The 11,965-nt window shown below is 69.5% G+C and carries 11 protein-coding genes; 6 read left to right on the top strand and 5 right to left on the bottom strand.

Annotated features, from left to right (window positions below; all coding sequences use genetic code 11):
- From VIP82_RS10170 to VIP82_RS10160, 3 genes are all read right to left on the bottom strand, one after another.
- The coding region (locus VIP82_RS10170; protein WP_331908176.1) for a biotin/lipoyl-containing protein at window positions 1–294 on the bottom strand (294 nt) is incomplete at its 3' end.
- A 62-nt stretch (window positions 295–356) separates the two neighbouring features.
- A complete protein-coding gene (gene lpdA, locus VIP82_RS10165; protein WP_331908174.1) occupies window positions 357–1,730 on the bottom strand; it encodes a dihydrolipoyl dehydrogenase in 1,374 nt (457 codons plus the stop codon).
- On the bottom strand, window positions 1,727–3,214 hold the full coding sequence (locus tag VIP82_RS10160) for a leucyl aminopeptidase (RefSeq protein WP_331908172.1): 1,488 nt from the start codon (window positions 3,212–3,214) through the stop codon (window positions 1,727–1,729). Before VIP82_RS10160 ends, lpdA begins: the two co-directional genes overlap by 4 nt.
- 86 nt (window positions 3,215–3,300) lie before the next feature.
- Between VIP82_RS10160 and VIP82_RS10155 the strand changes: the two genes are divergently transcribed.
- The 3 genes from VIP82_RS10155 (at window position 3,301) to VIP82_RS10145 (ending at window position 6,508) form a co-directional block, all read left to right on the top strand.
- Window positions 3,301–4,221, top strand: coding sequence for a proteasome assembly chaperone family protein (locus tag VIP82_RS10155; protein ID WP_331908170.1), 921 nt, complete (start codon window positions 3,301–3,303; stop codon window positions 4,219–4,221).
- A 248-nt stretch (window positions 4,222–4,469) separates the two neighbouring features.
- Entirely contained in the window at window positions 4,470–5,816 is a 1,347-nt protein-coding gene (locus tag VIP82_RS10150; protein ID WP_331908168.1) for an RNA polymerase sigma factor, read from the top strand.
- Window positions 5,813–6,508 (top strand): coenzyme F420-0:L-glutamate ligase, encoded by a 696-nt coding sequence (locus tag VIP82_RS10145; protein WP_331908166.1) that lies wholly within the window; start codon window positions 5,813–5,815, stop codon window positions 6,506–6,508. The genes VIP82_RS10150 and VIP82_RS10145 overlap by 4 nt, the downstream gene beginning before the upstream one ends.
- 61 nt (window positions 6,509–6,569) lie before the next feature.
- Here VIP82_RS10145 and VIP82_RS10140 read toward each other — a convergent pair whose 3' ends face one another.
- On the bottom strand, window positions 6,570–7,592 hold the full coding sequence (locus VIP82_RS10140) for a sugar-transfer associated ATP-grasp domain-containing protein (RefSeq protein WP_331908164.1): 1,023 nt from the start codon (window positions 7,590–7,592) through the stop codon (window positions 6,570–6,572).
- A 45-nt stretch (window positions 7,593–7,637) separates the two neighbouring features.
- Here VIP82_RS10140 and VIP82_RS10135 point away from each other — a divergent pair, with 45 nt between their 5' ends.
- Together VIP82_RS10135 and VIP82_RS10130 are read left to right on the top strand one after the other, a co-directional pair.
- The gene (locus VIP82_RS10135) at window positions 7,638–8,360 is read left to right on the top strand and encodes an alanine racemase C-terminal domain-containing protein (RefSeq protein WP_331908162.1); all 723 of its coding nucleotides are present in this window, start codon (window positions 7,638–7,640) and stop codon (window positions 8,358–8,360) included.
- Window positions 8,357–9,400, top strand: coding sequence for an alanine racemase (locus VIP82_RS10130; protein WP_331908160.1), 1,044 nt, complete (start codon window positions 8,357–8,359; stop codon window positions 9,398–9,400). The genes VIP82_RS10135 and VIP82_RS10130 overlap by 4 nt, the downstream gene beginning before the upstream one ends.
- Window positions 9,401–9,474: 74 nt before the next feature.
- Here VIP82_RS10130 and VIP82_RS10125 read toward each other — a convergent pair whose 3' ends face one another.
- Window positions 9,475–9,693 (bottom strand): DUF7455 domain-containing protein, encoded by a 219-nt coding sequence (locus tag VIP82_RS10125; RefSeq protein WP_194415370.1) that lies wholly within the window; start codon window positions 9,691–9,693, stop codon window positions 9,475–9,477.
- A gap of 168 nt (window positions 9,694–9,861) precedes the next feature.
- Here VIP82_RS10125 and VIP82_RS10120 point away from each other — a divergent pair, with 168 nt between their 5' ends.
- Window positions 9,862–11,943, top strand: coding sequence for a DNA gyrase/topoisomerase IV subunit B (locus tag VIP82_RS10120; RefSeq protein ID WP_331908158.1), 2,082 nt, complete (start codon window positions 9,862–9,864; stop codon window positions 11,941–11,943).
- Window positions 11,944–11,965 lie beyond the last annotated feature (22 nt).

The raw sequence follows: 11,965 nt of genomic DNA, 5'->3' as shown, positions 1-11,965 counted from the left end.
GGCGGCCGGCGCCTCAGCGGCGGCAGCCTCAGGGGCGGGCGCCGCGGCGGCACCGGAGCCGTCGCCGATCTTCGCCAGCACGGCGCCGACCTCGACGGTCTCGTCCTCCTGGACGAGGATCTCCTCGATGACGCCGCTGACCGGCGACGGGATCTCGGTGTCCACCTTGTCCGTGGAGATCTCGAGCAGGCCCTCGTCCGCCTGGACCGTGTCGCCGACGTTCTTGAGCCAGCGGGTGACCGTTCCCTCGGTCACGCTCTCACCGAGAGCGGGGAGGACCACGGATGTGCTCATGAGGATGTCTCCTTCTGAAGAAATATCGGATCTAGCTTAGTGATGAGGGGCGACCGCGAGGGTCAGAGCGCGTGCAGCGGCTTGCCCGCGAGGGCGAGGAATGCCTCGCCGAGCGCTTCGGACTGCGTCGGGTGCGCGTGGACGTACGGGGCGATGTCTTCGGGGTGGGCTTCCCAGCCCACGACGAGCTGTCCTTCGGTGATCAGCTCCCCGACGCGATCGCCGATGAGGTGCACGCCGAGCACCGGTCCGTCCTTGGCGCGGACGACCTTCACGATGCCGCTGGTGCCCAGTATCTCGCTCTTGCCGTTGCCGGCGAGGTTGTACTCGTACGCGACGATCCCGTCCGCGCCGTGCGCGTCGGCGGCCTGCGCCTCGGTGAGACCGACGGAGGCGACCTCGGGGTGGCTGTACGTGACCTTGGGGATCTGCGTGTCGGGGATCACGACGGGGGAGAGGCCGGCGATCTCCTCTGCGACGAAGATGCCCTGCTGGAATCCACGGTGGGCGAGCTGCAGCCCCGGGACGATGTCGCCGACGGCCCACACGTGGTCGACGCCGGTGCGCAGACGCTCGTCGGTGATGACGAACCCGCGGTCGATGGTCACGCCGGCCTCCTCGTAGCCGAGGCCGGCCGACGCCGGTCCACGGCCGACGGCCACCAGGAGGTAGTCGGCGGTGAACGTCTTGCCGTCCTCCAGGGTCACGGTGACGGCATCCGCGGTCTGCGTCGCGTTCTGGAAGCGCACGCCGAGGGAGTACTGGATGCCGCGGCGGCGGAACGCACGCTCGAGGCCCTTGCTGAGCGCCACGTCCTCGTTCGGCACGAGGTGGTCGAGCGCCTCGACGATCGTGACGTCGGCGCCGAACGAGCGCCACACGCTCGCGAACTCGACGCCGATGACGCCGCCGCCGAGGATCACGACGCTGCGGGGGATGTCGTCGAGCTCGAGGGCGTGCTCGCTGGTGAGGATGCGTCCGCCGATCTCGAGCCCCGGAAGCGTGCGGCTGTACGACCCGGTCGCGAGCACGACGTCGGTGCCGCGGTAGAGGTCGTCGCCGACGCGGACGGCCGGCCCCGCCTCGAGCCGGCCCTCGCCGTTCACGACGGTGATGCCGCGTGCCTTCACGAGGCCTTCGAGGCCCTTGTACTTCTTTGCGACGATGCCTTCGCGGTAGGCGCGCACGCCGGCGGGGTCGATGCCCTCGAAGGTGGCGCGGATGCCGATGGCCGAGGCGTCCCGCGCCGCGTCCGCCACTTCGGCCGCGTGCAGCAGCGCCTTCGTGGGGATGCAGCCGCGGTGCAGGCAGGTGCCTCCCACCTTGTCCTTCTCGACGAGGGCGACGGTCTTGCCGAGTTCCGCGGCGCGGAGGGCGGCCGCATAGCCGCCGCTTCCACCGCCCAGAATGACGAGATCGAAGGAATGGTCGGTCATCGTGCCTCCTCATCGAGGTCAGCCAGGACGAAGCGGATCAAGCTGCGCACGGTCGCGGCAGTCGGTCCCTTGTCGGTGAAGCCGTACGGCGCGCCCTTGTGGGTGCCGCTGCCGGCGATGTCGAGATGCACCCACGGGATACGGGGCGCATCTTCCTCGTCGGCCGCGCGGCCGACGAAGTGACGCAGGAACAGGCCTGCGAACAGCGAACCGCCGGCAGGATCGCCGATCTTGGCGTTCTGCAGATCGGCGATCGGGGAATCGAGCTCCTCGACCATGTGGCCGGGGAGGGGCAGCTGCCACGCGGGCTCGCCGGCCTCGGCGGCAGCAGCCAGATACGCCGCCACGGCCTCGTCGTCGCCCATCACGCCGGTGTGACGGGTTCCGAGGGCGATCAGGATCGCGCCGGTGAGGGTCGCGACGTCGACGATCACATCGGGGTGCTCGCGACTGGCGGCCACGAGTCCGTCGGCGAGGACGAGGCGCCCCTCGGCGTCGGTGTTGAGCACTTCGACGGTGGTGCCGTCGAGCAGGCGCAGCACGTCGCCCGGGCGCGTCGCGCGACCCGAGGGCATGTTGTCGGCGAGGCACAGCCATGCCGTCACCTTGACGGACGCTCGGACGGATGCCGCAGCCCTGAGCACGGCGAGCACGGTCGCGGCTCCGGCCATGTCGTACTTCATCCCGACCATGGATGCGGCGGGCTTCAGCGAGAGCCCGCCGGTGTCGAACGTGATGCCCTTGCCCACCAGCGCGACGTGCTTGGTGGCACCCTCGGGTGCGTACTCGAGGCGCACCAGGCGGGGCGGGCGATCGGATCCCTGGCCGACGCCGAGGATGCCGCCGAAGCCCTGCTCGCGCAGCGCCTCCTCGTCGAGGATCTCGACGCTGACGGGCAGGCCCGACACGGACTCGGCGGCGCGCTCCGCGACATCGCCGGGGCCGAGCCACTCGGCCGGGATGTTGACGAGGTCCTTCACTAGCGCGACGGATGCCGCGGTCTCGACGATCAGCTTCAGGGCGGCGTCGTCGGGCTCGGCCGTGCCGTGGACGACGACGCGCGCCGCCCGCGGCTTGGGCGCCTCGCTCTTGTATCCGTCGAACCGGTAGCCGCCGAGCGCCGCGCCTTCCGCCACCGCAGTCCACAGTGCCGGGTCGGCGTACGGCGCGGTGACCGCCACCGTCGCGAACCCGGTCAGCGCGCGGATCGCCGCGCCGACCGCGTCACGCAGCGCGGCGGCATCCGGATCCGATCCCGTGCCGACGACCGCCAGCGGCAGCGAGGTGACTTCCGGCGCGTACGCGCGGACCCATGAGCCCGGAGCCCCGGTGAAACCCACGCCGAGGAGCGCGTCGCGCAGTCCCGGCCAGTCGGACAGTTCAGGGGATGCCTCGGCCTCGAGCGGGGGGAGCGCGACGAGCAGGAGGTCGGCGTCGGACTCTCGGACGGGTGCGGTGCGGTACTCGAGGTCGGGAAACGACATGGTCTCCATCCTAGGGACGACGACTGTTCGCTCTGAGCGCGACCGACGCGACCCGACCACGTCGAGGTGGCTCGTAGCATGGGACCATGCCTTTTCCCGGCCCGCTGTTCGAGCGTGCGGCTTCTGCGCCGCCCGTCCCGCGCGGGCTGCCGCTGGTGATCGCCCTCACCGGGTTCACCGACGCCGGCAGCGCCGTGAGCCGAGTCATCGACTACTTCCGCGACGACCTGTCGCCGTCGCCGCTGGCCGTCTTCTCCAACGACACGCTGCTGGACTACCGCGCGCGCCGGCCCATCGTGTCGTTCGAGAAGGACCACCTCACCGACTACCGTCCGCCGCGCCTGGAGCTCTCGTTCGCCCACGATGCGCTCGGTCAGCCGTTCCTGCTGCTGGCGGGCTACGAGCCCGACTTCGCCTGGGACGCCTTCGCCGGTGCCGTGCTCGATTTCGCCGAGAGCTACGGCGTGTCGACGGTCACCTGGGTCCACGCGATCCCGATGCCCGTTCCTCACACGCGACCGATCGGCACCACCGTCAGCGGCACGCGTTCCGAGCTCACCGAGGCGCACTCGGTGTGGCAGCCCCACACCCAGGTGCCCGCCACCGCGGGTCATCTGCTCGAGTACCGGCTCGCCGCAGCCGGGGTGCGCATCGCCGGCTTCGTCCTGCTCATTCCGCACTACCTGGGTGACACCGAGTACCCTGCCGCCGCCCTCGCGGCGCTGGACAGTCTCACCGTGGCGACGGGCCTCGTCTTCGCGGGCGACGATCTGCGCGACGAGAACCGCGAGTACCTCGAGAAGGTCACGGAGCAGATCGAGGGCAGCGACGAGCTCGCCCGGATGGTGCAGGGGCTCGAGGAGCGCTACGACGCCTACATGGCGGGATCGACGCTGGCCACCCCGATGATCCACACCGGCGATCTGCCGAGCGCCGACGAGCTCGCAGCCGAACTCGAGCGATTCCTCGCGACACGGCCCGCGGAAGACGACAAGCGCGGCTCCTGATCCACGCGGCGGCGGCGTTGGCGGAATTCCACGCCGGACCAGCGCGTTGAACCCATTGATGGAGGTGCGCCGCTCCACGCGGGGCGATGCTGGCGGCGCACGGCAAGTATGAGATACTAGACGCTCTGACCCGTTGTCAACCGTCTTCGTCCGGCTTCCGGCTGAAGATGTGGACTTGACAAGGGTCTTACTAGTGTCCGAAACCGACCGGAGATGCGCAGGGCGTGTCGACCGGTGAAAGGCGAAACGTGACTCCAGGCACGAACACCAAGGCTCGCTCGGCCGCGAAGGACACCGAGACGGACGAGGCGACGGCTCCCGCCGTGAAGAAGGCTCCCGCAGCGAAGGGCGCCGCAAAGGCGAAGGCGGCACCGAAGACCGCGTCGAAGCGCGCGAAGAAGTCGGACGACGACTTCGAGGACGACGTCGAGGAGCTCGACGACGACGTCGAGATCGAGGCGGACGACATCGATGCGGACGCCGCGGACGACACCGCTGAGGCGGCGCCGGCCGCCAAGGACGCGAAGGTCGCCACCGACGACGCCGCCGCGACCGACGACGAGGAGGAGGACGAGGAGAGCACGAAGCCCGCGTTCACCGAGCCTCTGCCCACGGGTGCGATCGTCATCTCGTCGAGCGACGAGGACGACGTCCCCGTGTACTCGACGCAGATCACCGGTGCCACGGCCGACCCCGTCAAGGACTACCTGAAGCAGATCGGCAAGGTGCCGCTGCTGAACGCGGCCGAAGAGGTCGAGCTTGCGATGCGCATCGAGGCGGGACTGTTCGCCGAAGAGAAGCTGTCGCACATGTCGCCCGCCGAGAAGACCTCGCAGCTCGGACTCGACCTGCAGTGGGTCGCCCGCGACGGCCAGCGCGCGAAGAGCCACCTTCTGGGCGCCAACCTGCGTCTCGTGGTGTCGCTCGCCAAGCGCTACACCGGTCGTGGCATGCAGTTCCTGGATCTCATCCAGGAGGGCAACCTCGGTCTCATCCGCGCGGTCGAGAAGTTCGACTACACCAAGGGCTTCAAGTTCTCGACGTACGCGACGTGGTGGATCCGTCAGGCCATCACCCGCGCCATGGCCGATCAGGCGCGCACCATCCGCATCCCCGTGCACATGGTCGAGGTCATCAACAAGCTCGCGCGCGTCCAGCGTCAGATGCTGCAGGACCTCGGTCGCGAGCCCACGCCCGAGGAGCTCAGCCGCGAGCTCGACATGACCCCCGAGAAGGTCATCGAGGTGCAGAAGTACGGCCGCGAGCCGATCTCGCTGCACACGCCTCTCGGCGAGGACGGCGACAGCGAGTTCGGTGACCTCATCGAGGACACCGAGGCCGTGGTCCCCGCCGACGCGGTGGGCTTCACGATGCTGCAGCGTCAGCTCGAGTCGCTCCTCGATTCGCTCTCGGAGCGCGAGGCCGGTGTGATCCGCATGCGGTTCGGCCTCGGCGACGGCCAGCCGAAGACCCTCGACCAGATCGGCGACACGTTCGGGGTCACCCGCGAGCGCATCCGCCAGATCGAGTCGAAGACCATGGCGAAGCTGCGGCATCCGTCCCGCTCCCAGTCCCTGCGGGACTACCTCGAGTGAGCGAGGCGAACGCCGGCAAGGCGCTCACCGTCCAGGTCGAGGGCTCGTCGTTCGCTCGCATCCCGATCCGCACGCGGGTCGTGATGCCGGGCGACGATCTCGATGAGTTCATCCGCGAGTACGCGGCGGACGTGGTCCGCGAGGGCGACCTGCTGTTCGTGACGGAGAAGATCGTCGCGATCACGCAGGGTCGGTCGTACCTCGTCGAGGACATCAAGCCCCGCAGGCTCGCGTTCTTCCTCTCGAAGTACGTCACGCGCACCCCGTACGGCATCGGTCTCGGCATGCCCGAGACCATGGAGATGGCGCTGCGCGAGTGCGGTCCGATCCGCATCCTGTTCGCGGCCGCGGTGTCGGCCGTGACCAAGCTGTTCGGGCGCAAGGGCGACTTCTACCGCATCGCGGGCGACAAGGCGCGGGCGATCGACGGCCCCACGTCGGGGACGATCCCGCCCTACAACAAGGCGGTCGTGCTCGGCCCCGAGCGTCCGCGCGAGGTCGCCCAGCACGTCAAGGCCCTGCTCGGCGGTGTGGCCGAGGTGGCCGTGGTCGACATCAACGACCTCGGCGGCAACATCCTCGGCTCGACCCTCGACAAGGCGGGGGAGAAGCGTCTCGTCGCGATCCTCAAGGACAACCCGCTCGGTCAGGGGCACCAGTCCACGCCGCTCGGCATCGTGCGCGCGGTCTGATCGCCGTCATGTGAAAGGCGCGGCATCCCTTCGGATGCCGCGCCTTTCCTTATGCGCCGCGTCAGAAGCCGATGGCCTCGCGGTAGCGCGGCTTGTGACCCGTGCGGATGCCGGTGACACTGGGCTTGTTCTCATAGACGCCGGCGCCCCAGTTGCCCTCGACGAGCACCGGACCCTCGGGGGTGACGACGATGTCCCAGCCGACGTACTGGATCTGCGGCACGACCCGCGCGACCCGGTCGACGAACTCCTTGACCTGGTCGATCATCGGCAGCTGGAAGTCGGCGATCGTGAAGCCGCTGTCGGGGTGCGTGACGTGCACGTGCCCGTGCGAGTCGTACCCGGGGCCGACGGCGTGGCCGTTCTCGTCGAGCATCGTGTAGAAGCCGCCGAACGTCATCTGGTCGCTCACCGCGCCGCGGCCGAACTTCTGCGCCATCGCCAGGATGTGCGTGGTCTCGCCGTCGAAGAACGCCGTGACGCGCGTGGTGTTCACCGTGCCGGGGCAGACCGCGGCGAGGTCCGCGTGCTGGCTGATGACCTCCTCGATCAGCAGCTCGCCGCGCGAGAGCAGGCCGCGGTGGAACTCGTCCCAGTCGGTGATCTCGGCGGCGTGGTAGCGGTGAACGCCGGTGCCGGCCTGCCCGACGGGCTCCTTGGTGACGATGGTGCCCTGCTTCTCGGTGAAGGCGCGCACCGCGTCGGCGTTGCCGTCCTCGACGACCATCCAGTCGCGGAGGAGGAAGTCGCTGAAGGTGCGGTCGAACGCCACCTTGTCGTGGAAGAGGTGGCGGTAGTCCGGGTGGTCGTACTTCTGCGACAGCTCGTTCGACACCGGGTGGGTCATGTAGGTCTCGCGCTCCGCGCGCGTGAGGATGGCGAAGTCGTAGTCGACGTAGTCCTGGAATCCCACCTGCCGGAAGCCGGCCGACCACAGCATGTCTGCGAGCACGGCGGGCGTCCACTTGCCGTGGTCGCGCGAGGTCTCCTTGGCGCGTTCGATCACCGATCCGACGTCGATGCGACGCGCGCGGGCGGCGAGATAGCGAAGGCGGTTCGAGAGGGCGAGGCCCTGAGAAGGCATGCGTGCTCCGGGGTCGGGTGCGGGGGACCCCGATAGTCTAGAGGCGTGAGTTCCTCGATCCCTGGGCACGCCGTGCCCGCGCCGGGATCGGCTCCCCGCAGCAGCCCGGTCGCCCGGATCTCGCGGGGCGCGCTCACCGCGAACGCCCGAGCCGCGTGGGAGCGCGGCATCCGCTCGTTCGATCCGTCGGTCCTCGAGGCGGATGCCTGGGGTCACGGCGATTCGCTCGTGCGGGAGGTTCTCGAGGCTCAGCGCTTCGTCGCCGCGGAAACGCCCGTCGTCACGGCCGCCCACGGACCGGCCATCGGGCGACCACCGACCATGCTCACGCCGTCGACGCTGCTCGGACTCCCCGGCGCCGGCCCGTCCGCGACACCTGCGATGCGCCTCACCGGCACGGTGCTGTCCGTCAAGGACCTCTGCGTGGGCGAGGGCGTGTCGTACGGCTACGCCTACCGTGCCGCCGCCGACACCCGCATCGCGCTCGTGACGGGGGGCTACGCGCAGGGCATCGTGCGCGGGCTCGGCGGGGCCGTCGATGTCGCCCTCGAAGGCCGACGGCATCCCATCGTCGGTCGTGTCGCGATGGATGTCTGCGTCGTGGAGGTCTCGGATGCCGCGGTGCGGCGAGGCGACGAGGTGCTGTTCCTCGGCGACCCCGCGCACGGCGAGCCGTCGCTCGAGAGCTGGGTGCGGACGACCGGCCTCAGCGAGGGCGAGCTCGTCACGATGGTGGGGCTTCGCGCCATACGCGAGGAGGCCGCGTGACGGCCCGGCTCCACGTCGATCTGGCGGCGCTCACGGCCAACATCACGCGGGTACGCGAGACCGTCGCGCCGGCGGAGCTCATGCTCGTCGTCAAGGACGACGCCTACGGCCACGGGCTGGGAGCCGTCGTGCACACGGCCACGCGTGCCGGGGTGACCTGGTTCGGGGCGTTCGACGTGCGGACCGGAACCGCCGTGCGCGCCGCTGCCGGCGATGCTGCCCGCATCTTCGCCTGGATCGCCGCGTCGCGCGACGATCTCGGTGCCGCCATCGCGGCGCAGCTCGACCTCGGCATCGGTGACGCGGAGCTCCTGGAGGAGCTCGCGGATGCCGCCTCCGACGCCGACGCCGCACCTCGTGTGCATCTCAAGATCGACACCGGACTGCACCGCAACGGCGTCCGCCCGGAGTACTGGAGCGCCTTCGTCGCCCGGGCCGCCGCGCTGCAAGCCGCGGGACGGATCGACGTCGTCGGTGTCTGGAGCCACATCGCCGAAGCGTCGGATGCCGAGGACGACGACGCGCGCGCCGTGTTCGAGCGAGCGCTGCAGCAGGCGGAGGCCGCCGGCATCCATCCAGAGGTTCGGCATCTGGCTGCCAGCGCCGCGTCGTTCGCACGGCCCGAGTTCCGCTACGACATGGTGCGGGTAGGCGCGTTCTGCTACGGCATCCGATCCGCGGGCGGACCGTCGGCCGACAAGCTCGGACTGCGCACGATCGCCCGGCTCGAGGCAGACGTGGTCGCGGTGCACGAGGAAACCGTGCGGATCGACATCGGTGCGTTCGACGGTCTGCCCTCCACGTTGCACGGTCGCGCCATGGTCGGCACGCCGGCCGGTGCGCGAAGGCTCGGCCCGGTGGGCGGTACCCACTCACTCGTGGACGCGTGGACCGGCGCGGGGGTCGGAGACGTCGTCACGATCTACGGTCCGGGCGGATCCGGCGAGGGGACGGCGACGGACCTCGCCGAGCTCGTCGGCACGATCGGCGAAGAGATCGCTGTGAGGGTCTCTCCTCTGATCCCGCGGGTCTACACGTGAAAGCCCCGTGAGACGCGAGGCGTCTCACGGGGCGGTCGTCAGGGAGCTGCGGAGCAGCGGACCTCGTGAGGGGCTTATTCCGCCAGCCGGGCCGTCTCGTCGTGCCACGAGGTCGCGATGCTGCGGAGCTTCTCTTCGTACTTGCGGCCGTGGTGGGCGCAGAAGAGCAGTTCGCTGCCGTTGACCTCGGCGGCGATGTAGGCCTGGGCGCCGCATGAATCGCAGCGGTCCACCGCGGTCAGGCGGTACTCGAGGACGGCGCCGGGCTCTGTGGGTGTCGATAGCGTGGTCATTTCGGTGCCTCCTCGTATATGTAGAACTCTTGGCCGGTGATGAGATACAACCACGGGGATGTTTCGAGAATGCCGCGAACAGGCCACATTTCGCTGAGCGCGTAGCGCTGCTCCACCTGAAGCGTGTCTGCGCGGCCCTCTCAGGCGGGCGGATTACGATGGGAGACTGTGACCGCCGAGTATTCTGCCCATCATCTCCAGGTGCTCGAAGGGCTCGAGGCGGTCCGCAAGCGCCCGGGCATGTACATCGGCTCCACCGACTCCCGGGGCCTGATGCACTGCCTGTGGGAGATCATCGACAACTCGGTCGACGAGGCCCTGGCCGGGCATGGCACCCGCATCGACATCGTGCTGCACGCCGACGGCAGCGTCGAGGTGCGCGACCGCGCACGCGGCATCCCCGTCGACATCGAGCCGCGCACCGGACTGTCGGGCGTCGAGGTCGTCTTCACGAAGCTTCACGCCGGCGGCAAGTTCGGCGGCGGATCGTACGCGGCATCGGGCGGCCTGCACGGCGTCGGCGCATCCGTTGTGAACGCCCTGTCGGAACGCCTCGACGTCGAGGTCGACCGCGGCGGCAAGACGTGGGCGATGTCGTTCCACCGCGGCGAGCCGGGCATCTTCTCCAACGGCAGCCCCGACTCCACGTTCACTCCGTTCGAGCAGCGCAGCGAGCTGCGGGTGGCCGGCCGCGCGGCGAAGGGCGTCACCGGAACCCGGATCCGCTATTGGGCCGACCCGCAGATCTTCACCAAGGACGCCGCGTTCAATCTGCAGGAGCTCGAGCAGCGCGCACGGCAGACAGCGTTCCTCGTCCCGGGCCTCGAGATCGTCATCCGCGACGAGCGCCCCGGCACCGAGTCCGGCGAGCCGGTCGAGACGAGTTACCGTTTCGACGGCGGCATCTCCGAGTTCGCCGACTTCCTCGCACCGGACGCGGGCATCACCGACACCTGGCGCCTGACCGGCAGCGGCAGCTTCACCGAGACCGTGCCGGTGCTGCAGCCGTCCGGTGCGATGGTGCCCACCGAGGTCGAACGCGAATGCCACGTCGATGTCGCCGTCAGGTGGGGCACGGGCTACGAGACGGTGTCGCGCTCGTTCGTCAACATCATCGCCACGCCCAAGGGCGGCACACACCAGCAGGGATTCGAGCAGGCCCTCATGAAGGTGCTCCGCGATCAGGTCACGCAGAACGCGCGGCGCCTCAAGGTCGGCAACGACAAGATCGAGAAGGACGACATCCTCGCCGGCCTCACCGCGGTGCTCACCGTGCGAGTGCCCGAGCCGCAGTTCGAGGGTCAGACGAAGGAGGTGCTCGGCACTCCGGCGGTGCGCCAGATCGTGTCGAACGTCGTCATCCGCGAGCTCTCCGCACGCTTCACCTCGTCCAAGCGCGACGACAAGGCGCAGACCAGCCTCCTGCTCGACAAGGTCGTGTCCGAGATGAAGGCGCGCATCTCCGCGCGCACGCATAAGGAGACGCAGCGTCGCAAGAACGCCCTGGAGTCGTCGTCGCTCCCGGCGAAGCTCGCCGACTGCCGGTCGAACGACGTCGCAGAGTCGGAGCTCTTCATCGTCGAGGGCGATTCGGCCCTCGGCACGGCCAAGCTCGCGCGCAACAGCGAGTTCCAGGCGCTGCTGCCGATCCGCGGCAAGATCCTCAACGTGCAGAAGGCATCGATCAGCGACATGCTGTCGAACGCCGAGTGCGCGGCGATCATCCAGGTGATCGGCGCCGGGTCGGGTCGCTCGTTCGACCTCGAGGCGGCGCGTTACGGCAAGATCATCCTGATGAGCGACGCCGACGTCGACGGGGCGCACATCCGGACCCTCCTGCTGACCCTGTTCTTCCGCTACATGCGGCCACTCATCGACGAGGGGCGCGTGTACGCCGCCGTGCCGCCGCTGCACCGCGTCGTCGTGATGAACCCCGGCACCAAGCCGAACGAAACGATCTACACCTACTCCGAGGCGGAGCTGCACGGGCTCCTGACCAAGCTCGGAAAGGCGGGCAAGCGCTGGCAGGAGCCGGTGCAGCGCTACAAGGGCCTCGGCGAGATGGATGCCGACCAGCTGGCGACGACGACCATGGACCGTGCCGGCCGCACCCTGCGGCGCGTTCGGATGCAGGATGCCGAGGCTGCGGCATCCGTCTTCGAACTGCTCATGGGCAACGACGTCGCGCCGCGCAAGGAGTTCATCATCGACTCCAGCGACCGGCTCGTGCGCGAGCGCATCGACGCCTGATCCTTCGGCTCGCCCCGCGGCT

The sequence above is a fragment of the Microbacterium sp. genome (assembly GCF_036566905.1).
Taxonomy (GTDB): Bacteria; Actinomycetota; Actinomycetes; order Actinomycetales; family Microbacteriaceae; genus Microbacterium.
Note: the sequence above shows the minus strand (reverse complement) of the source record. Positions and strands in the feature narration are given on the sequence as shown.

What these genes read in the sequence shown, in the direction of transcription:
- VIP82_RS10125 (WP_194415370.1), bottom strand. Translation starts at nt 9,693, where the DNA reads ATGACCACGCTATCGACACCCACAGAGCCCGGCGCCGTCCTCGAGTAC.
- VIP82_RS10160 (WP_331908172.1), bottom strand. Translation starts at nt 3,214, where the DNA reads ATGTCGTTTCCCGACCTCGAGTACCGCACCGCACCCGTCCGAGAGTCC.
- VIP82_RS10155 (WP_331908170.1), top strand. Translation starts at nt 3,301, where the DNA reads ATGCCTTTTCCCGGCCCGCTGTTCGAGCGTGCGGCTTCTGCGCCGCCC.
- lpdA (WP_331908174.1), bottom strand. Translation starts at nt 1,730, where the DNA reads ATGACCGACCATTCCTTCGATCTCGTCATTCTGGGCGGTGGAAGCGGC.
- VIP82_RS10140 (WP_331908164.1), bottom strand. Translation starts at nt 7,592, where the DNA reads ATGCCTTCTCAGGGCCTCGCCCTCTCGAACCGCCTTCGCTATCTCGCC.